18 protein-coding genes are annotated in these 22,246 nt (G+C 47.7%); 15 read left to right on the top strand and 3 right to left on the bottom strand.

Translation table 11 applies throughout. The features are described 5' to 3' along the window. Positions 1-65 precede the first annotated feature (65 nt). The 5 genes from kduD (at position 66) to ACETMN_RS28655 (ending at position 6,626) form a co-directional block, all read left to right on the top strand. Positions 66-818: a 2-dehydro-3-deoxy-D-gluconate 5-dehydrogenase KduD gene (kduD, locus tag ACETMN_RS28675; RefSeq protein ID WP_091019283.1), complete on the top strand. Its 753-nt coding sequence runs from the start codon at positions 66-68 to the stop codon at positions 816-818. A gap of 37 nt (positions 819-855) precedes the next feature. After that, positions 856-1,701, top strand: a complete 846-nt coding sequence (locus ACETMN_RS28670) for a sugar phosphate isomerase/epimerase family protein (protein ID WP_091019285.1) — start codon at positions 856-858, stop codon at positions 1,699-1,701. A 239-nt stretch (positions 1,702-1,940) separates the two neighbouring features. Then, positions 1,941-3,248: a homocysteine synthase gene (locus ACETMN_RS28665; protein WP_411735447.1), complete on the top strand. Its 1,308-nt coding sequence runs from the start codon at positions 1,941-1,943 to the stop codon at positions 3,246-3,248. A gap of 420 nt (positions 3,249-3,668) precedes the next feature. Continuing rightward, the gene (locus tag ACETMN_RS28660) at positions 3,669-5,684 is read left to right on the top strand and encodes a heavy metal translocating P-type ATPase (protein ID WP_411735446.1); all 2,016 of its coding nucleotides are present in this window, start codon (positions 3,669-3,671) and stop codon (positions 5,682-5,684) included. A gap of 132 nt (positions 5,685-5,816) precedes the next feature. Beyond that, positions 5,817-6,626, top strand: a complete 810-nt coding sequence (locus ACETMN_RS28655) for an alpha/beta fold hydrolase (protein ID WP_411735445.1) — start codon at positions 5,817-5,819, stop codon at positions 6,624-6,626. A gap of 123 nt (positions 6,627-6,749) precedes the next feature. Here ACETMN_RS28655 and ACETMN_RS28650 read toward each other — a convergent pair whose 3' ends face one another. Continuing rightward, on the bottom strand, positions 6,750-7,481 hold the full coding sequence (locus tag ACETMN_RS28650) for a ZIP family metal transporter (RefSeq protein WP_036606933.1): 732 nt from the start codon (positions 7,479-7,481) through the stop codon (positions 6,750-6,752). 256 nt (positions 7,482-7,737) lie between these two features. On the opposite strand from ACETMN_RS28650, the gene trxB reads away from it, so the two are divergent. Both trxB and ACETMN_RS28640 read left to right on the top strand, forming a co-directional pair. After that, positions 7,738-8,679 (top strand): thioredoxin-disulfide reductase, encoded by a 942-nt coding sequence (gene trxB / locus ACETMN_RS28645; protein ID WP_036668032.1) that lies wholly within the window; start codon positions 7,738-7,740, stop codon positions 8,677-8,679. Between the two features lie 62 nt (positions 8,680-8,741). After that, a complete protein-coding gene (locus ACETMN_RS28640; protein ID WP_091019295.1) occupies positions 8,742-8,972 on the top strand; it encodes a glutaredoxin family protein in 231 nt (76 codons plus the stop codon). Between the two features lie 140 nt (positions 8,973-9,112). On the opposite strand, the gene ACETMN_RS28635 is transcribed toward ACETMN_RS28640, so the two are convergent. Together ACETMN_RS28635 and ACETMN_RS28630 are read right to left on the bottom strand one after the other, a co-directional pair. Continuing rightward, positions 9,113-9,310 carry a hypothetical protein gene (locus tag ACETMN_RS28635; protein WP_053779005.1) on the bottom strand — a complete coding sequence of 66 codons (198 nt, stop codon included), beginning with the start codon at positions 9,308-9,310 and terminating at the stop codon, positions 9,113-9,115. Positions 9,311-9,457: 147 nt separating this feature from the next. Continuing rightward, on the bottom strand, positions 9,458-10,624 hold the full coding sequence (locus tag ACETMN_RS28630) for an ROK family protein (protein WP_091019297.1): 1,167 nt from the start codon (positions 10,622-10,624) through the stop codon (positions 9,458-9,460). A 198-nt stretch (positions 10,625-10,822) separates the two neighbouring features. Here ACETMN_RS28630 and xylA point away from each other — a divergent pair, with 198 nt between their 5' ends. The 8 genes from xylA (at position 10,823) to ACETMN_RS28590 (ending at position 22,091) form a co-directional block, all read left to right on the top strand. After that, a complete protein-coding gene (xylA, locus tag ACETMN_RS28625; RefSeq protein WP_091019299.1) occupies positions 10,823-12,139 on the top strand; it encodes a xylose isomerase in 1,317 nt (438 codons plus the stop codon). A gap of 570 nt (positions 12,140-12,709) precedes the next feature. Then, positions 12,710-12,868: a hypothetical protein gene (locus tag ACETMN_RS28620; RefSeq protein ID WP_192135787.1), complete on the top strand. Its 159-nt coding sequence runs from the start codon at positions 12,710-12,712 to the stop codon at positions 12,866-12,868. A gap of 51 nt (positions 12,869-12,919) precedes the next feature. Beyond that, the gene (xylB, locus tag ACETMN_RS28615) at positions 12,920-14,413 is read left to right on the top strand and encodes a xylulokinase (protein WP_091019301.1); all 1,494 of its coding nucleotides are present in this window, start codon (positions 12,920-12,922) and stop codon (positions 14,411-14,413) included. A 221-nt stretch (positions 14,414-14,634) separates the two neighbouring features. Then, entirely contained in the window at positions 14,635-15,351 is a 717-nt protein-coding gene (locus ACETMN_RS28610) for a glycosyltransferase family 2 protein (protein WP_256975288.1), read from the top strand. Positions 15,352-16,433: 1,082 nt separating this feature from the next. Continuing rightward, complete coding sequence (locus ACETMN_RS28605) at positions 16,434-17,504, top strand: glycosyltransferase (RefSeq protein WP_218780912.1); 1,071 nt, start codon at positions 16,434-16,436, stop codon at positions 17,502-17,504. Positions 17,505-17,747: 243 nt separating this feature from the next. Continuing rightward, positions 17,748-18,374 (top strand): bifunctional 4-hydroxy-2-oxoglutarate aldolase/2-dehydro-3-deoxy-phosphogluconate aldolase, encoded by a 627-nt coding sequence (locus ACETMN_RS28600; RefSeq protein ID WP_091019305.1) that lies wholly within the window; start codon positions 17,748-17,750, stop codon positions 18,372-18,374. Positions 18,375-18,543: 169 nt separating this feature from the next. Continuing rightward, positions 18,544-19,470, top strand: coding sequence for an alpha/beta hydrolase (locus ACETMN_RS28595; RefSeq protein WP_223199777.1), 927 nt, complete (start codon positions 18,544-18,546; stop codon positions 19,468-19,470). Between the two features lie 227 nt (positions 19,471-19,697). Further along, positions 19,698-22,091, top strand: a complete 2,394-nt coding sequence (locus ACETMN_RS28590) for an S-layer homology domain-containing protein (protein WP_341073962.1) — start codon at positions 19,698-19,700, stop codon at positions 22,089-22,091. Positions 22,092-22,246 lie beyond the last annotated feature (155 nt).

The raw sequence follows: 22,246 nt of genomic DNA, 5'->3' as shown, positions 1-22,246 counted from the left end.
TTCATTGGATTAAAGTACGGACGGATCTAAGGATTGCATATCAAAACCATGCGGAGGAATCATTCATGAACCCATTTGATTTAAGCGGACAAGTTGCACTGGTGACAGGTACCTCGGGAGGACTTGGACAAGGGATGGCCATTGGTTTGGCAGAAGCAGGTGCTGATGTGGTGCTGGTCTCTTATTCCAAACCTGCGGCAACGGCAAGTGCCATTGAAGCACTCGGACGCAAAGCTTATGTGATTGAAGCGGATTTAAGTCGTGAAGATGAGTTGTCGGCTGTGTTCGAACAGGCGCTTGCGTTCCAGGGCAGAATTGACATTCTCGTCAACAATGCCGGAATCATTCGTCGCACACCTGCGGCTGATCATGCAGGGCAGGACTGGCATGATGTCATTGGTCTGAACCTGAACACTGTATTTTTCCTAAGCCAATTGGCAGGCAGACATATGATTGAACGCGGAAGTGGCAAAATCATTAATATTGCCTCCATGTTGTCCTATCAAGGTGGGATCAACGTGCCAGGGTATACAGCCAGTAAACATGGCGTTGCCGGTTTAACCAAAGCACTCGCCAATGAATGGGCAGGTAAAGGAATCCAGATTAACGGTATCGCACCTGGTTATATGGAAACCGATAATACTACCCAGATCCGTGCGGACGAGAATCGTTACCGGGATATTACAGCCCGTATTCCTGCGGGGCGCTGGGGAACACCTGAAGATCTGAAAGGCCCGGTTGTCTTTCTGGCATCTGCCGCTTCGGATTATCTGAATGGTCATGTGCTGAATGTCGATGGCGGCTGGATGGCACGTTAATCACCTGATAATCGGATTAGCATAAGGAGGCAGTGAGATGAAACTTGGTATTCTGGCGCATACATTTGGCAAACAGCCTACAGCACAGCTTGCGCAGACGATTGCGGATAACGGATTTAATTCCGTACAGCTGGCGCTGGCCAAAGCATTATCAGATGTGGACTCATCAAATGGCAAGCTGAGCCCAGGGCTAGCGAATGAGATCGGAGATCAATTTGCACAGCGCGGGGTGAAGATTGCGGTACTGGGCTGTTATATTAATCCGATTGACCCTGATCCGGTAAGACGACGTGCGGACATTGATCGATTCAAGGAGCATCTGCGTTATGCCCGGGATTTTGGTTGCAGCATGGTAGCAACGGAGACCGGGGACTTGGACACCTATCAGGATACACATCCGGATGGATATGAAGAGAAGGCGTGGAGTGTGCTGAAAGAAACGGTTGAGGAGTTGGCTGAGGAAGCCGAGAAATGGGGCGTGCATGCGGCGATTGAGCCTGTGTCCACACATACTCTTCATACGCATGAACATATGACACGTTTGTTTGAAGAGATTCCTTCATCGAATCTGGGGATGCTGTTCGACCCGTGTAATCTGATCAAGCAACCACATGCTACAGATCAAGGGGCTTTCTTGCGCGAGGTGATGGAATCGCTGTATCAGCGGATGATTGTGATCCATGCCAAAGATGTAGCCTTTGATGCACAGGGAGAGAAGTTTAATCCGGTACCTGGGGCAGGGATACTGGATTACCCGTTATTTTTTGAATTGCTAAAAACGTATAAGCCACATATTGATATTTCACTTGAAGGTGTAACTGCGGAGGAAGCTGTACCTGCGGCCAAACATTTGCGTGAAGTATGGAGTGCAGTTCGGGTCTAAGAGACAGCCGGATTGAAAAGTGGTGCAGCGCATCTGCAGCAGCCGAAAAACCTTTGCGAGGGCAAAGGTTTTTTTTGGTATAGAAATGATAATGTACATATTTAATATTTCTCATCGGAAAAATCGGAAATAAGTCTTTTCAAATGCAACATCTTGTGAGAGAATATGGAAAACAACGCCACCATGTCAAGACATCATGAAATTTATCGAACGTATATATTGAGGGAGGATTCAGATTTATGTCAAACGAACGTGAGCTTTCATTTGAAACATTGGCAATTCATGCAGGCCAGGAGATTGATCCAACCACCAACGCACGAGCGGTTCCCTTGTATCAGACAACATCCTATGGATTCAAGGACACCGAGCATGCAGCTAACTTGTTTGGTTTGAAAGAGTTTGGCAACATTTATACCCGTCTGATGAATCCAACAACCGACGTGTTTGAGCAACGAATTGCGGCGTTGGAAGGCGGAGCTGGAGCGCTGGCTACAGCTTCTGGTCAGGCAGCCATTACGTTTTCACTTCTGAATATTGCTGGTGCAGGCGATGAGATCGTGTCTTCGGCGAGTTTGTATGGAGGTACATACAATCTGTTCTCGACAACTTTGCCGAAACTGGGTCTGGACGTGAAATTTGTGGATTCCAGTGATCCTGAGAATTTCCGGGCAGCGATTACGGAGAAAACGAAAGCATTGTATGCCGAAACGATCGGTAATCCAAAGGGGAATGTACTGGATATTGAAGCGGTAGCAGCCATCGCTCATGAACATGGAATTCCCTTGATCGTGGATAATACGTTCCCAAGTCCGTACCTGCTTCGTCCAATCGAACATGGTGCAGATATTGTCGTTCACTCTGCAACGAAATTTATTGGCGGTCATGGTACATCCATTGGTGGCGTTATCGTGGATAGCGGAAAATTTGACTGGAAAGCAAGTGGCAAGTTCCCTGGATTGACGGAGCCGGACTCCAGTTATAACGGTGTTGTATATACGGAAGCGGTTGGACCGATTGCTTATATTATCAAAGCTCGTGTACAACTTCTGCGTGACCTGGGTGCAACGATCTCTCCATTCAACTCATGGTTGTTGCTGCAAGGACTGGAGACATTGCACTTGCGCGTAGAGCGCCATAGTAGCAACGCGCTTGCGGTTGCTGAATTCCTTGAGAAACATGAGGATGTGTCCTGGGTAAGTTATGCAGGTCTGCCGAGCCATGGTTCTTATGAGCTTGCACAGAAGTATCTGCCAAGAGGGCAGGGCGCCATTCTGACCTTTGGCATCAAAGGTGGTGCGGAAGCGGGTCGTAAATTGATTGAAAATGTTAAACTGTTCTCTCACCTTGCAAACGTGGGCGATTCCAAGTCACTGATCATTCACCCGGCAAGTACGACTCACGCGCAGTTGACTGAAGATGAACAAACTGCCGCAGGGGTTAATCCGGAGCTGATTCGTCTGTCTATTGGCACAGAGAACATTCAAGACATTATCCATGATCTGGAGCAAGCGATCAAAGCAAGTCAGGGAGCAAGTGTAGGCGCATAAATGGTATTGGGTGGATGTGAAACATTCACTTAAGCGATATGCTATAAAATAATCAAACGCCTATCAATAGATGCTTTAAGCCGTTGTCCCATGGACAGCGGCTTTTTGCCTTTTTAACGCGCATTTAGGAGTAACCGTCCGGAAAATATCCATTTACAAATGAGGATTACAGGCATATACTGATTAAAAGTTGTATTGGGTAAAAATAATTGCATAAGCACAAAAATGATTATCATTCTCATTCGAGATTATTTCAAAATCATTCACAAAACCATGCTGCTGCGGGATTCCCGCAGCAGCATGTGTCATTTTTATGGTATTAACAATGGCTCTCATTCTCAATACAACTTCATTTCTGGAAGCGGAACTGGAGCACATTCACTCTCCGCAAACCTACCATTCGAAAGGAACGTGATTTATATGCAAGCGATACATCAACCTCTACACAGACAGAAACAAGTAGAACAAAGCTCATCCCAAACACCCGGCCCCAATCGTGGCAAGAAGCCTGATTTTCGAGCCATGGTGCAGAATAAAGAGATGCAATCAGCATTGGGCAGCGGACTGTTGATGCTGATTGCCTGGGGAACTGCACCGTATTTTGGTACTTTATCCATCATGCTCTACATTGTGGCGTATGCCGTTGGCGGCTGGACCAAAGCGAAGGAAGGCATCGAGAAACTGGTGAAGGACCGCGATCTGGATGTAAACCTGCTGATGATTGCCGCATCCCTTGGGGCAGCAGCCATTGGTTACTGGAATGAAGGCGCGATGCTGATCTTTATTTTTGCACTCAGTGGTGCGTTGGAAAGTTATGCGACAGAGCGCAGTCATAAGGATATCTCATCGTTGCTCGCGCTGAAGCCGGAGACAGCACTGCGTATTGAGGATGGACAGATGAACCTCGTGGCTATTGATGATCTGCAGCCGGGTGATCTGCTGTTGGTCAAACCGGGAGAACTCATCCCAGCAGATGGTGTCGTGTACCGGGGGAGTTCTTTTATCAATCAGTCGTCCATCACCGGAGAATCCCTGCCTGTGGACAAAGTTGCGGGGGATGAAGTCTATGCAGGTACGTTAAACGGGGAGGGAGCCTTATACGTAGAGGTTACCAAATCGGCTGAAGGGTCACTGTTTGGCAAAATCATAAAAATGGTGGAAGAAGCGCAGGCAGAAGTGCCGGATTCCCAGCGTTTTATGGAGCGGTTTGAAGGGATTTACGCGCGCATTGTTGTAGGGGTGACCTTACTTGTGATTGCAGGAACTCCACTGCTGCTTGGTTGGACATGGAATGAGGCATTTTATAAAGCGATGGTATTTCTAGTTGTTGCTTCACCCTGTGCGTTGGTGTCTTCCATCATGCCTGTCATGTTGTCCGCGATGTCCAGCAGTGCGCGCCGTGGCATTCTTTTCAAGGGTGGTGCCCATATGGAGAATATGGCTCGCACGCGGGTCGTGGCTTTTGACAAAACAGGTACATTAACCATGGGCACCCCACAAGTCACCGATATTATTACGGCTGAGAATGTAGATCGTGCCCAGCTCTTAGCTGCGGTAGCGGCAATTGAGAACCTCTCCATGCATCCTTTGGCTCGTGCCATCGTAGATCAGGCGAACATGGAGAACATTACACTTCAGGAAGCGGAGCACGTCCAGGCTCTAACAGGCTGGGGTATCGAAGGAACTATAAATGGTGTGGTCTGGAGCATTGGCAAAACAGACGTACTGGGATCAATGCAGTCAGAGGAGATGAAAGATAGCAACGTTGGTGATCCAGATGAACATGGTGTTAACCATGTGAAGGTATCTTCTGAGTGGGGCGATGTATGCTCCCGTCTTGAGGGGGAGGGGAAAAGCGTATCCGTTGTTATGGCTGATGGTGAATTAGTTGGGCTGATCGCCATGCGGGACACCGTACGGCCACAGGCAGCAGCTGCAGTGAAAAAGCTGGAAGCCATGGGTGTAAAAGTTGCGATGTTAACAGGAGATCGGGCCAGATCAGCTTCTGTGATTGCGCGTGAAACGGGGGTAAGCATGGTCTATGCAGACTTGCTGCCAGAAGATAAAGTGAAGAAGGTCCAAGTGCTCCGCAACCAATATGGTCCTGTGCTGATGGTAGGGGATGGCGTAAATGATGCACCAGCACTTGCAGCAGCTACTGTGGGTATGGGGATGGGATTGTCCGGCAGCGGAACTGCACTGGAGGTCGCTGATGCGGTACTGATGAACGATAACATTGAAGAGATCGCTTGGGTCATTGGGCAGGCTCGTCGAGCTCAGCGTACGGTGAAACAAAATATGTTTTTTGCCATCACCGTTATTCTGGCCTTAATTGCAGGTAACTTCCTCCAAGACGTCGCATTGCCTTTGGGTGTGGTAGGTCATGAAGGCAGTACAATTCTGGTTATTCTGAATGGACTTAGGCTACTACGGTAATCAGATTTGGAGAGGAAGATGGTTAATTGGTTTCGCTGGTAGTATGCGGCTGGTTGAACGGCTTACGTTTGAACCTTGGGTCAGCGGGTAATGATTCGAAGAGACGGTTCGATAATAAGGGAGCTGTGAAATATGGGACGTTATGTACAAGTGGAACCAAATGTAAAAGTATATGTTGAAGATATTGGCGAAGGCACCCCGGTTGTCTTTTTGCACGGCTGGCCTGTTAATTATAAAATGTTTGAATATCAGTTGAATGTACTGCCGAACCATGGCATTCGTGCCATTGCGATAGATTTTAGAGGATATGGCTTATCGGATAAGCCTTCCATAGGATATGATTATGATCGCATGGCAGATGATGTTCGTGCCGTTATCGATGATCTGGAATTGAAAGACGCGGTACTCGCAGGGTTCTCCATGGGTGGAGCGATTGCAGTACATTACATGGCCAGACATAAGGGACATGGTGTCTCCAAGCTGGCCTTGTTATCTGCGGCAGCACCTGTGTTCACACAGCGTGAAGGTTATCCGTATGGATTGACTCCAGAGCAGCTGAATGAGCAGATCATTGAGCCGATCTTTGCAGATCGTCCGAAGTTGCTGGAGACGTTTGGCGGCATGTTCTTCGCGAAGAAACACAGCCAGCCATTCATGGATTGGTTCCACGCTCTCGGCATGGAAGCTTCATCTTATGGTACCATTCGCAGTGCAATTGCGTTGCGGGATGAGGACTTGCGAGGTGACCTGAGTTTGATTCAGGTGCCGATGGCCATTTTGCACGGGAAAAAAGATGAGATCTGTCCGTTTGAGTTCGCCGAGCAGATGCACCAAGGCATCGCTTCGTCTCAACTGATTGCTTTTGAAGAGAGTGGTCATGGTGCATTCTATGATGAATTGGAAAAATTCAATTCGGAACTGATTCGTTTCATCCAATCCTGATCAGGAGAGGGCGAAATACCTCTGACAGACGGTCCCAGTAATTTCATGGAATCTTCATTTGTGGCTAAACAAAGAACCCGGTCGACAGTCTTGGACTGTTCGCTCGGGTTCTTTAGTCTTCAATTAAAACAGTTCGGTCAGACCAATCATCGTGATGAGCCCGAGCAAAAAGGACATCGTCGCCACACGTGCATTGCCATCGCCGTGACTTTCTGGAATAAGTTCCTTATAAACAATGAACATCATCGCACCAGCTGCAAAGGCCAGACCATAAGGCACAAGACCAGCTACGAGACTGCTTAATGTGTAACCAATCATAGCGGTAATAATCTCTACCGCTCCAGTCAGGGTGGCAATACCCAGCGCTTTGAAGCGGCCAATGTTCTGGTTCACAAGAAAGAGGGCGACCAGGAATCCTTCCGGTGCATTCTGCAATCCGATGGAAAAGGCAATGAGATTGCCCAGGTTCTCATCCGAGCTTGCATAGCTAACGCCAACGGATAACCCTTCTGGCAGGTTATGCATGGTGATGGCTGCAATAATCATGAAGGCTTTGGTTTCAATTTTAAAAGGCATTTTCTCGGGATTCTCCAGATCGACGTGTGGAATCTTCATCTCCAGCACCAGTAGAACCAGGCTACCAAGCATAATACCAAATGCAAGTACAAAGAGATTCGATTGGCCAAGCGCTTCCGGAATGAGATTATACACCGAGGCCGAGGTCATAATACCTGCGGCGTATGCCAGCAAGATATCACGCAGACGGTGCGATATTTTGCGCATAAATAGAATCGGTACGGCCCCTAGGCCCGTTGACATGGCTGATATAAAACTGCCAATGAGTGCATCGTTCATGCTTCCATTTTCCCTCCTGATGAAGACTTCTTCATAATCGCTGCCGAGCATTGACACCGTACATAAAAGAGATCATAATGAACAACAGATTAGAATGATTATAAATTAGAATTCCGTTTCTGCATAGGGCCATTGTCATATCACAGGCAGGTCTTGTGGACATGATGTGGGCTTTTCGTTCTAGTGTATGCAAAAGCCTAAGCTTTTGATGCCGGAGGGTCTAACCTTTTTGCAGAACCCGGGGGAGGAACTATACATGTATAAATCAATTATTATTGGAACAGGCCCTGCAGGGCTGACAGCAGCAATCTATCTGGCACGTGCCAACTTGAACCCACTCGTTATTGAAGGACCACAACCTGGTGGCCAACTGACAACAACAACGGAAGTGGAGAACTTCCCAGGTTTCCCTGATGGCATTATGGGTCCTGAACTGATGGACAACATGCGTAAACAAGCTGAGCGTTTCGGTGCTGAATTCCGCACAGGCTGGGTGAACAACATCGACATGAGCGAGCGTCCATTCAAGATTCAAGTTGAAGGTATGGGGGAACTCGTATCCGAAACATTGATCCTGTCTACAGGTGCATCTGCTAAATACCTCGGTATTCCTGGTGAAGAAACGAATGTAGGCCGCGGTGTCAGCACATGTGCAACATGTGATGGATTCTTCTTCCGTAACAAAGAAATCATCGTCATCGGCGGTGGCGACTCTGCCCTTGAGGAAGCAAGCTTCTTGTCCCGTTTCGGTTCCAAAGTAACACTGGTACACCGTCGTGAAGAACTGCGTGGCTCCAAAATCATGCAGGATCGTGCACGCAGCAACGAAAAAGTAGAGATGGCTTTGAACCGTACACCACTCGAAGTACTTGCTGGCGACAACGGCGTAACCGGACTTAAAGTGTTGAACAATGAAACAGGTGAAGAAGAAGTGATTCCGGCAAGCGGCGTATTCGTAGCTATCGGTCACACACCAAACACTGGTTTCCTTGGCGGACAGATCACTACGGACGAACACGGTTATATCCTGACTACACCAGGCACATCCGAGACAAACATCCCAGGCGTATTCGCTTGTGGTGACGTTCAGGATACACGTTACAAACAAGCAATCACAGCGGCAGGTAGCGGATGTATGGCTGCTATGGATACTGAGAAATATATTGAAAGCTTGGAGCACAGCGCAGTTGTTCTTTAATAGAACTAGCTGATTCCAACCAAACTATAGATTAATATAAAACCATATGAGGTGAATTAAACATGGAAAACGTAATTGTATATACATCAACGAACTGCCCCAACTGCAAATCCGTAAAAACATTCCTGGCTGACAAAGGTATCTCTTATGAAGAGCGCAACATCGAAACTAGCGATGAATTTGCACAACAAGTATGGGACATGGGCGTACGTGCCGTGCCATTGACTGTAATTGGTGAACACCGCATTCTGGGTATGAACAAAACTCAATTTGCTAAAGCATTGGAAGCTTAAATCAGGCTGATTATCTGAATCATCATATGTTGAAAGAAATTTTCGATTCATATGCAATTCCGGTTTTCGCGAGCCGTTAGGATATAGAAAGAACCGTACCCGGAAGGGTACGGTTTTTTGTGGCTAAGGCAGAATATAATTTAGAAAAAAATACTCATGAAAGTCTGAAACACAACATATACCAGCACTCCTGACAGCATGTACATGAAACCAGCCTTCTTTTTGCTCTGAAACAATCGGAGTATGCCAAGGCTGAACAGGGGCGCAAGCACAATCAGGAACAGGAGTACGGTGACAAACATTTGCGCCGAGATATCTGAAGTATCCACGTAGGTCACGCTTCTTTTCACTCCGTTTCGTTATCGGAATTAACACAGCTATATCCACACAGCCATGACAAAAATCACATAACCCCATTATACATCTGGATTTCTTTAACAAAAAGGGAGGAAATGGGGCGAAATGATGTCAATTTTCATCTGTTATTAGACGGACACTCTTATTTTACCTAAAAATTGGGATATTGCAGAGTAAGCGGCACCAACCCGGGTGGAACGGCTGCCCAGAGCTGCCCATTCAATCTGCAAACTGCGGCGGTGATAAGGTAATGTACGTTCCTCGACAACTTGTTTTAACGCTGTTTCAATCCAGGGACCTGCTTCAGAGAGCGGACCGCCAATGATAATACGTTCCGGGTTGAAACTGTTAACGATATTGGTAATGCCAATCCCCAGTTTGCGTCCAATCGTGTTGTATAATTCTTGAACAGCATCGTGGCCTTGCTCCGCATGATGAATAAGCTCGCGTGTGGTATGAGCAGGTAATTTTAGCTGATGATCCGGGTGTTCATAGGCTTTTTCCGATGCGTATAACTCCCAGCAACCACGATTACCACAGGAACAGGGAAGACCTTCCGCTTCAATGGACATATGGCCTGTTTCCCCTGCGTATCCCCACGCACCTTTGTATAATTCACCATCCACCATGATGCCTGAACCAATCCCCATGCCTGCACTGATGTAGATCATGTGACGGACACCGATACCTGCCCCAAAATTCAGCTCTCCATGGGCACCAGCATTGGCTTCATTATCGATCGTTACAGGCAGTTCAAATTCTTCTTCAAGCATCGAGCGCAGAGCTACCTTCTCCCACCCCAAGTTGGGTGCAAACAGGACCGTTCCTGCCTCATCCACCATGCCCGGCACGCCGATGCCAATACCAATGACACCGTGAGGGGAAGCAGGAGCTGCTTCAATGAGCTGTTTTGCTGCCAATTTCAATTGCTCCAGTACAGAGGAGACGTCATGATGTTCCAAGGTTACTGCGTACTCTGTAATGATGTGTCCTTCGAGATCTGTAAGCACGCCTTTCAAATGGGTCACACTGAGTTCCAGACCGACTGCATAGCCTGATGTCCCTCGAAATAGCAGCATAAGTGGTTTACGTCCGCCGCTGGATTCCCCAGGGCCAATCTCCTGTACCAGGTCATCACTGATCAGATCAGCAACCAGGTTGGATACCGTTGCTTTGTTCAGCCCCGTAACCTCGGACACTCGTGCGCGAGAAAGAGGGGCATGGCGCCGGATCGTATCCAGAACGATCGACTTGTTTATTTTTTTGACCAGCATCTGGTCTCCGGTTATTTTCATATCGTTAAGGCACTCCTATTCTTCTGTTAAAGGGTTCTGACCCACATCCGAAACAAGTTATTCGACTATTATAGCGTAAACAAGCGTGTAAAAAACAATTTTATTTTTACTTTGTTTAACCAATAGACAAAGTAAATTCGATGTGATAGGATAACGGTGTAAACGATTTCTTAAAACTATTGAGGAGGCATTTTACACATGGCCTATTTTGAATCCGTTAATAAAATTTCATTCGAAGGTAAAGATTCCAAGAATCCTTTTGCTTTTAAACATTATAATCCGGAAGAAGTGGTAGCCGGCAAATCGATGGAAGAACATTTCCGTTTCGGCATGGCTTACTGGCATACATTAACTGCAGGCGGCAGTGACCCGTTCGGTGCAGAGACAGCTGTTCGTTCATGGGATAAATACTCGGGTCTGGACCTCGCGAAAGTACGCGTGGAAGCAGCATTTGAATTTTTGGAAAAAATGAATCTCCCGTTCTTCTGTTTCCACGATGTGGACATTGCACCAGAAGGCAACAACCTGCGCGAGTTCTACAGCAACATTGATACAATCGTTGATCTGATTGAAGATCATATGAAATCCAGCGGCAAAAAACTGCTCTGGAACACGGCGAACATGTTCTCGAACCCACGCTTCATGTTTGGTGCAGCATCCACTTGCAACGCAGACGTGTATGCTCACGCTGCAGCACAGATCAAGAAAGGTCTGGAAGTTGGTAAACGTCTGGGAGCTGAAAACTATGTCTTCTGGGGCGGTCGTGAAGGTTACGACACATTGCTGAACACAGACATGCAACTGGAGCAAGACAACATTGCTCGCATGTTCCACATGGCTGTAGACTACGCGAAGGAAATTGGCTTTGACGCACAATTCCTGATCGAGCCTAAACCAAAAGAGCCAACGAAACACCAATATGATTATGATGCAGCAACTTCCATTGCTTTCTTGCAAAAATACGGTTTGGACAAACACTTCAAACTCAACCTGGAAGCAAACCATGCTACACTGGCTGGCCATACATTTGATCACGAAATCCGTGTTGCTCGTACCAACGGTATGCTCGGTTCCCTTGATGCGAACCAAGGCGATATGTTGATCGGTTGGGATACAGATGAGTTCCCGGTTGATATGTACGATGCGACACTGACTATGTATGAAGTATTGAAAAACGGCGGTATCGGCCGTGGTGGTGTGAACTTTGACGCGAAAGTACGTCGTGGTTCCTTTGAAGCAGACGATCTGTTCCTGGCACACATCGCAGGTATGGACACGTATGCTAAAGGTCTGAAAGTGGCTGCAAAACTGATTGAAGATCGCGTATTCGATGACTTCATCGAAAAACGTTACAGCAGCTTCAGCGAAGGTATTGGTGCAGATGTGGTTGCAGGTAAAGCAACACTGGCATCCCTTGCTGAGTATGCACTCAACAACGAAAGCCCACGCAAAAACCAATCCGGACGTCAGGAATTGCTGAGAGCACAACTCAACCAGTACATCTTGGCTGACTAATAGCGAATTAGGCAGGGTTCGTGTACGTCGACAACCGATGGTTACTCATATGTGGTTGGGACATTAGTATCCAAACTAGCCTATGCACACAAGATTAGCTTGTACCATGGAACGCCTGAACAAGCATGACATTCGGACCGTCCCCGACTTTCCCCTGGGAAGGCGGGGACGGTTTTTTGATACCTGAGCCAATCATGCACAAGTGATCTACATGCGTATCAAGGTTTCATTTATAACCAATGACGAATCAAGGTCATTGGATCAATTTTTTTGCTACAAAAACGAGTACGTTTTACTCGTTTCATATCCATGTGTGTCCAGGATCATGCATGCAAAACGGAGTGAGCAGAAAGGACCCGAGAAGCAAAGCGTGCGCATTTATCCCCGGATTTCACCCTTGCCAAAGGGTATAAAGGAAATCCGGGGGTAATGGCGATCCAAGGGTTTTCTGATCAGGTAGTGACCTTATGAGCATCAAGGTTTCATTTATAACCAATGATGAATCAAGGTCATTGGATCAATTTTTTTGCTACAAAAACGAGTACGTTTTTACTGTTTTGATATAAATGGTTGTCTAAGATGGTGTATGCAGAACGGAGTGAGCAGAAAGGACCTGAGGAAGCAAAGCGGTCGCATTTATCCCCGGATTTCACCCTTGCCAAAGGGTATAAAGGAAATCCGGGGGTAACGGCGATCCAAGGGTTTTCTGCTCACGAAGTGACCACATGAGCATCGAGGTTTCATTTATACAATCCTGTTATAAACGAGAGGAGTTAACCTATGAGTTACGTAATTGGTGTCGATCTGGGAACCAGTGCGGTCAAAACCGTGTTGGTTAATCGTGAGGGAAAAGTGGCATTTGAAGCATCCGAGGCATACCCGTTGTACCAGCCCAAGGCTGGATACAGTGAACAAAATCCCGAAGATTGGGTAGAGCAGACGATTGTTTCCCTGCGCAAACTGCTCGAAGTATCTGGCGTGCAGCCTTCGGAAATTGAAGGTCTGAGCTTCTCCGGACAGATGCATGGACTGGTTTTGGTTGATGCCGAAGGTAAACCACTGCGGAATGCAATCTTGTGGAATGATACACGCACAACGGCTCAGTGCCGTCGCATCGAAAAAGTGCTGGATGGCAAGCTGTTAAGCATTGCCCGGAACCGTGCACTGGAAGGATTCACCTTGCCGAAAATTCTGTGGGTTCAGGAGAATGAGCCTGAATTGTTACAGCAAGCATCCTTGTTCCTGTTGCCAAAAGACTATGTGCGTTATCGCCTGACAGGGGATTACGCTATGGATTATTCCGATGCAGCGGGTACCTTGCTGCTGGACGTTGCAGGCAAGCAGTGGAGCAACGAGATTGCAGAAGCATTAGAGCTGCCAATCTCTCTTTGTCCACGTCTTGTGGAATCGTTTGAGGAAGTGGGCACGTTGCTTCCTGAGATTGCGGATCAAACGGGTCTGGCGGCTGCGACGAAAGTATATGCAGGTGGTGCGGATAATGCATGCGGTGCGATTGGCGCAGGCATTCTGAGTGAAGGACAGACGATGTGCAGCATCGGAACGTCCGGGGTGGTGCTTTCCTACGAAGAGCGCAAAGATCTCGATTTCGAAGGCAAAGTACACTTTTTCAATCACGGGGAGAAAGATGCCTTCTATATTATGGGGGTAACGCTTGCCGCAGGATATAGCCTGTCCTGGTTCAAGGATACGTTTGCCGCGGACAAATCATTTGATGTGCTCTTGCAGGGCATTGATCAGATTCCGGCGGGCAGCAATGGATTGTTGTTCACACCGTATATCGTTGGGGAGCGTACACCTCATCCGGATGCGAATATCCGTGGCAGCTTCATCGGTATGGATGCAGGGCACAAGCTGGAGCACTTTGGACGTGCGGTAATGGAGGGCATTACCTTCTCGCTGCGCGAATCCATTGATATTCTGCGCGGCGCAGGTAAAACCGTCAATGAAGTCATCTCCATTGGTGGCGGTGCCAAGAACGAAGCTTGGTTGCAAATGCAGGCGGATGTCTTTAACGCCACGATTGTGAAGCTGGAGAGCGAACAGGGTCCTGCGATGGGTGCAGCAATGCTGGCTGCCTATGGTTGTGGCTGGTTCCCGTCCTTGCAGGAATGTGCAACAGCGTTTATTCGTCCAGCGAAGTCCTATGAGCCGAACCCGGAAACGGTTGCCGTCTATGATGGACTGTTCACACTGTACCAGGAAGTCTATGGACAGACACGTAGTCTCAATGATCGTTTGGCTGAATACCGTTAATTCATTTATTTCACTACATTAATCTTGTGATTACCTTAAAAGCATCCGCGAAGGCGGGTGCTTTTTTTGTCGTTCATCAAGATTAACCCCATGAAAGGTTTACTTGGCCTGCATATCCGCATTCCGGCTCTGCATAGATTGGAAATAGAGGATTGTGATTCGTCCAGGTATCGTGTGTCCGACATTTTAATAGGTAGAAGCTTGAGCAAGGGGGTGAAGCTTTGGATAGACATGAGGAACATGGAAGACCACATATTACCTTGTCGATGATCGTTCGTAATGAAGAGAATCGCTATCTCAGGCAGGCACTGGAGAGACATCGTCCCTGGATTGATCGCGCAGTAATCATTGATGACGGAAGTACGGATGCAACGGTCGCGCTGTGCCGGGAACTTCTGGACGGTATTCCACTCGTATTAGTGGAGAACGCTGCTTCACGTTTTGCAGACGAGGTAAGCCTGAGAAAACAGCAATGGGAAGAGACGGTGGCGACCAATCCGGAGTGGATTTTGAATCTGGATGCGGATGAGATTCTAACCAGTGACTTTGGGGTGGTACGTGATCTGCTGCTCAGTGGCAATGAAGATGCGATCTATTTCAGATTGTTTGATATGTGGAGTGAGACGCATTACCGGGAAGATGAGTTCTGGCAGGCGCATGCCTATTATCGGCCATTTCTGATTCGTTATCACCCGGGGATGAACTATGAATGGAAAGAGACACCCCAGCATTGTGGGCGTTTTCCGTTAACGATCCAGCATTGGTCCTATGGATGTCATGCTCCCCGGGTGAAGCACTATGGTTGGGCGCGGGAAGAAGACCGCATCCGCAAATATGAACGTTATCAAGCACTGGACCCTGAAGCAAAATACGGCTGGAAGGAACAGTACGAATCGATATTGGATCAAGAGCCACGACTGTTGGCATGGGTCGAATAAGGAGAGGGGGAGTGAGCACGTTGAAGAAAGACCCGTTACACCAATCGCAAGAAGAATCCAAACCTCCATTAGAGCCGAATTCCCAAGAAAATGAGAAACAGAAAGAGAAGCAACATCAAAACCAACATGAAAACCAGAAAGAGAGCCAGAGTAATCATCGACCGTCCAGACGTTCTGATAAATCGCTGGAAACCCGCCAATCGGAAAAGCTTGAAGAGCTTGGCCAGGAAAGAATACTGATCGCCAGCCCGGTTCGCCAGACAACGCCGGTGCTCCGTGAATTTCTGGATTCTCTGCATGCACTGGAACGAACAACAGTGAAGACGGATTATCTGTTTGTTGACGATAACGTGGAAGAAGCCGCATCGAATATATTGCAAGAATTTGTGCTTCAGCATAAGGGGACGGTTATTCAAGCAGATGAACATGGTAGCGGTAGTCCTGACAACAAAGGGGTGTACAGCAAGGATGAGGGAGGACACTATTGGCAGGATGAGCAGATTTGGCGTGTAGCCGGTTTGAAAAATCGCATATTGCAATATGCACGTGAAAACCACTACGATGCGGTTTTCCTGATTGATTCTGACTTGGTGCTGCATCCACGGACGCTGGAGCAACTTGTATCGAGTGGCAAAGACATTGTATCCAATATCTTTTGGACCCGCTGGCAGCAAGATGCCAGGGAAATGCCGCAGGTATGGCTGCAAGATGAGTATGCCTTGTATCGCCGCGGTGGTAAAACATTAGACGGAACCGAGGCGGAGGACGAGGGCACACAAACGACTGCTTTTCTGAGTCAGTTGCGGATCCCGGGTTGTTATGAAGTTGGAGGGCTGGGGGCATGTACTCTTATTCGCAAAAATGTGCTGGCAGCAGGAGTTTCATATGACCAGATCCCCAATGTATCCTTCTGGGGTGAAGATCGTCATTTTTGCATTCGTGCTCAGGCACTGGGTTTTCGTTTGTTCGTCGATACTCATTTCCCTGCGTACCACATTTATCGATTGTCCGAACTGCCGGGGGTATCCGCCTTTAATCGCAGGGCGAGAAGAGGTGAGGAGACGATCAGTATTACCCTGTGTATGATTGTGAAAAATGAAGAAGCTTCCCTTGCCAGATGTCTGGACTCGGTCAACGGTATTGCCGATGAGATTGTAATCGTGGATACCGGTTCGACGGATCGTACCCGTCAGATTGCTTCCAGATATACGGATCGTATTGTTGATTTTGAGTGGGTGGATGACTTTGCAGCAGCACGCAACTATGCCTTCGATCAGGCAAAGAGTGAATATATTCTGTGGCTGGATGCCGACGATGTGTTTGAACCGGAAGATCGGGCGAAACTGATCGCCTTGAAACGTTCGCTGGACCCGGATGTTGATAGTGTCACGATGGATTACAATCTGTCATTCACAGCAGATGGCAAGGTAGCCTACAACCTGCGCCGGAATCGTCTGGTGCGTCGGGATCGGCAATTTCGCTGGATTGGCGCGGTGCATGAATACCTGGCTGTAGCGGGCAATCTGCTGCATAGTGATATAGCGGTTACCCACAAAAAAGATAAGGAGTATACCGATCGGAATCTGCGGATCTATCGCAAAAGGGAACAGGCCGGAGAGGAATTTGGGCCGCGTGACTTGTACTACTTCGGTAATGAACTGAAGGACCATGGACAGCATGAGGATGCGGTGAAGTACTATGAGAAGTTTCTGGATACCGGGCTGGGCTGGGTGGAAGATCAGATCGCTGCGTGCCAGAAAATTGCGGATTGTGAAGCTGCACTTGAACGTCCGGAACAGGAAGTCACCGCGTTGTTCCGATCATTTGCCTATGATTTGCCAAGAGCCGAGATTTGCTGTCGATTGGGTGGTTATTTTGCCGACCGTGAAGATTATCGCAAGGCCCTGTTCTGGTACGAACAGGCGACTCGTGCTGTACGTCCCGATGATCCTATGGTAGTGCTGAATGAAGCAGCCTGGACCTGGATGCCGCATCTGCAACTATGTGTGTGTTATGACCGGATGGGTAACCGTGCCAAGGCCCGAGAACATAATGATATCGCACTCGCCTATCATCCAACACATCCGAGCATGTTATATAACGATCGATACTTTAAAGATTTGGAGAAGGATAACGTATTGGAAAATGCTTAGTATTTTCAGTCGAAATACTGCCTCTTTCGTGGAATTGAATGGGTGAATCATCCCCATTTCCATGGAGAGGTTTTTTTACGTTGAAATGTATTCACTTTATAGTATCTCTCGAATTCACTTCAGTAATGGATTAATGTATTTCATCCAGGGGAGGATATGCTTTACAATAATGAATAACGGAAAAGCGGTGACCATGATTGCCTGTCTTCGGCTGCCGAATTGATGAAGCAAGGGGAACTGGATATGAATCTGACGGAAGTTTTATTAGAGTCGAGGCTGGTCGCGATTGTGCGTGGTATAAGTCGTGAAGCGGCAGTAACAGCTGGACAAGGTATGACAGGTGGTGGCATCCGACTGATGGAAGTCACACTGAACACACCTGGAGCACATGATATTATTGCAGACTGGCGTGAGCGGCATGAAGGAAAGGCTTATGTTGGAGCGGGTACGGTTCTGAATGTGCAGATGGCGAAGGAAGCAGTCGCTGCAGGAGCACAATTTCTGGTGTCTCCCAATGTCGATCTGTCTGTCATTGAATATGCTGTAGAACATGGTGTCGAGATCTGGCCTGGAGCCATGACACCCACGGAGATTGTCGCTGCCCATGAAGCGGGAGCACGAGTTGTGAAGTTGTTTCCGATGGCGAGTCTGGGCATACCGTATCTGCGGGAGATCAAAGCTCCATTGAATCATATTCCACTGCTGGCAACAGGCGGCGCCACACTGGAGAATATTGCTGACTACTATGCAGCAGGTGCTGCTGCCGTAGGTCTGGGAAGTGCACTTTTACCACGAGAAGCTCTTGTGGCAGGAGATCATGAGTGGATTGCAGCATGTGCACGGAGATTTGTGGAAGCAGCTGTAGTCTAGGATTCCAGCATCAGATGAGGGATATGTATATTTGGGTATATATATGATGGTTCCGAAAAATTAGTTGTTGGATTAATCTTTATCATAAAAACCCATGTGACTTAACATGCCGTTCACTCTATTGTTTTATGATGGATGTATGCCAGAATTCGGAGAGGAGAGATGCCCTGTGAAAGCTAAAACAATGATAGGCGGCATGCTCGCCGTGGCCGCAGTAACGGCAGGTGGTTTATGGAAGGCAGCGGTAAAGAGCCAGACACCTAAGAAGATTCCAATCACACTGACACCCCCAATGCCATTTGAGGATGTGACCTTTGACAGTGGGGGAGGTCGGGTGCATGGCTGGTTCATCCCGGCCAGAGCCGACATTCCGAAACCATGGCCGCTCGTTATCATTGCACATGGATGGGGCTCCAATCGCTCCCGTGTTCTTCGTTACGCACGTCCGATCTGGGAAGCTGGATATGCCTTATTTATGTATGATGTGCGTAGTCATGGGGCCAGTGATCCGGTTCGTGCTGCATCTGCCTACCTGTTCCGGGATGATCTGCTCGCGGCGTTGCAGTATACGACTGCACGACCAGAGATTGATGCGGATGCCATCGGAGTACTTGGACATTCTTTGGGTGGACTGGGTACGATTCTTGCAGTGACGGAGGGAATTCCTGTATCAGCAGTGATTACGGACTCGATGCCATCGCAATTTGAGGTAATCGTCAGTTCGGAGCTGAGACGCCGGCGTCTGCCCTTATTTCCACTAGCCCAGTTAATTCCGAGAATCTGGTTCTGGCGACTGGGTGAATCTCTGAAATCCTATCGTCAGCGTGAACCGGTGATGATGCTGAATGAACGGCGCAGGGGGATGCAACTGCCAATGCTTATGGTGCACTCCAAGGGAGATAATTTCATTCCCCCGAGTGAGCTTGAATATTTTATGTCCAAAGCCGATCCGCCTGTTGAACATCTATGGGTCAACAGCGGAGGACACAGTTGTTCCGAGGAAGATCCCGCCTTCTGGGATACCGTGATTCCCTTTTTGAAAATCCATGTTCAAGGTCAGGCGAAGTCGAACGATTCGTCTATAGCGAGTAGTTGACAAGGTAGAATCAGCCTACATAAGAGTGCAGGCTAACAGAGAAAACGCCAACGTGGTTGGCGTTTTTTTTGCTGTTAATAGCAATATGCAGAAATTCACATTTGTAAAATTGCCCCGAAAACGACGATTAAAAAGGAAGCTTATGGTATCATAGAATAGACTGGCAATATTCATGCGAGGTTATTTGTTATGCTTCTTTGTATGAAATTGAAGGGAGAGGTCCAGATTTGAGTTTGAATTGGAAGTGTAATCTAACTTTGAAAATGTTCGCAACCAAAGCAACAACCGCAGCGATGGCAACACTGCTGCTTGCTTCGCAAACACCAGGTTTTGCAGGCAGTGCATCAGCCGCGCAAGCAGAGCAGTTGACCGAAGCGACAACGGGGGAAAATGAACAACTAGACGCAACGAGCAATGACGTGCCAGAGGGAGCAAAAATCTCATCCAGGCAAGCCAGTGAAAATATACTGAAATTGTTTCCATTGTTAAAAAAAGCAACAATCTCATCTGCACGATTCGATTCACCTAATTCCTATCCAACGCCAGACTACAAGGCATGGGAGATCGGGTTCCAGATTACACAAGGTAATCATACGTCGGGATTCAGTGGAACTGTACATGCAGGCACAGGGGAAGTGTTAAGTGTACATTTGCCGTCGGATATCCTAGACAAACATGTCTCGGAATCGGATGTGAAGCTAACCAAAGCTGAAGCTGAAGAAAAGGCCGTGGCATTGTTGTACCAAGCGATTCCAGGTCTTAAGGACAATGAATATGCTCCGCTTGGAGATCTGTATTCTTCCATTGAACAAGAGTCATTGTTTGGCAGAACAGAGTATCGATACGGGTACCAGTTAAAACATGATGGATTGTTATCTGATGCAGAGACAGTCTACATTAATGTGGATGAAAGTGGTTTGGTGACAGGTTACTCACGAGGTACTATTGAAGCCAAGTATCCCTCATCGAAACCGGCAGCTTCAGAAGAGAAGGCAAGACAGCAGTTTGAAGAACAGTTCGATGTGGAACTGGCTTATATCGCCAAAGATCGTCTATCTTCCAAACAGGGTCAGCAGTATTATCTTGCATATACACCAAAAAATATCAGTATCGTTCCGATTGAAGCCAATACGTTGGAACGGATTAATACATTAACAGGTAAAGCTGTGGATGAAGATTCTTTGCAGCAGGATACGAAGTTGAAAGGTGATGTAACGCCTTTTGTGCCGGCCAATGGTACGAGGTTAAATGTTCAACAGGCCGCCAATCGGGTCGCAACAAACTTTGATATTCCCAAGGGTTATAAGCTGGAACATAGCCAGCTGGGCAAGGGATATTACTCAAGTCCGAACAATCAGGTGTGGAGTTTGAGCTGGAGTGATCGAAGTGCCAATATGTCCTATATGTTCATGCGGGATATCTCAGCACAGGTAGATGCAGTTACCGGGCAGATCTACAGCTATACGATGATGCAACGAATCGGACCGGAGATGGAACAGGAGAAGCCGGCTGAGGAGAAGGCAGGCAAATTGGTAACGCGGAAGCAGGCTGAGAAACTGGCGATGGACACAGTGATTGCGCTAGTTCCAGACGCAACGGAGCAGTTCCGACTGGCTAACGTTATTGAGATAGACGATGCTCGTACGTTTATGTTCCAACGCTATCTGAACGGAATTCAGGTGAAAGATGATACGGCACAAGTGCAGGTGTTGAACGATGGAACCGTGAACGAGTTCTATACACGCATTGCCGCAACACCTGAACAATTGCCAGCAGATGATAAGCCAGCCATCAGTTATGAAGAGGCCAAGGCACTCTATCTGGAGGAGTTCAAGCTGATCCTCGCATATTCCCGTTATGGGGGATATGGTACGAACGGTGGTCAAGTCATCCCAGCGGGGGTGAACCTTGCTTATATGCCTACACGTGATGAGAATTCAATCTATGGCAACTATGAAGCGCTGGATGCGAACACAGGAGAGTGGAAGCTTTTATACGGGGACACAAGCTCAGCAACCGAGGCTGAACCTACGGACATCTTGGGTCATGTGGCCGAAGCAGCTCTACGCAATATGACACAGCATGGCGTATTGCTTGCTGATGAGCAGGGACGCGTATTCCCGGATCGTGTGATTACCCGAGGAGATTGGTTTAACTATCTGGCAAGAGCGATTAATCCAAATATGGATCTGTACTACAGTGGGGACGGAGATGACAAGTTATACGCTGATGTGACACCTGACAGCCCGTATTATAAGGCAGTTCGGGCATTAATCGATCAGCGCTGGCTTGCCGGAGCGGACCCTGAACAGAATTTGAATCCGCAGGAAGAGATGACACGTGAAGAATTGGCAGTGCTGCTTGTACGTATTTTACGCTATGAGAAGCTGGCCGGATTCTATACGTTGCCATCGGATCTTCCCAACATTGCGGATGCCAGTGCCATTACAAGTAAGGGAGCGGTTTCCCTGAGTCTGAAGCTGGGATTGCTTCCTTCGATTGAAGGACGGTTCATGCCTGCACGCAAAGTGACGGTAGCTGAAGCGTCACAGGTATTGGAACGGCTGGCGAAGCTTCAAGGTAAAACAGATACATTTATGAGTGGTAATCGCCTGTATTAGACGAGGAATCACTCATATCATGCCCAAGCGAATCATAGGATGAAGATAACGGGTAATCGTGATTCAATGAACTAAAGATCAAAGGGACCTTCCATAGAAGGTCTCTTTTGATTTGCTTTTACAAAACTAGAATGACGACAGACCCTTTTGTGATA

It is taken from the genome of Paenibacillus sp. M2, assembly GCF_046713495.1.
GTDB classification, from domain to species: Bacteria; Bacillota; Bacilli; order Paenibacillales; family Paenibacillaceae; genus Paenibacillus; species Paenibacillus amylolyticus_B.
Note: the sequence above shows the minus strand (reverse complement) of the source record. Positions and strands in the feature narration are given on the sequence as shown.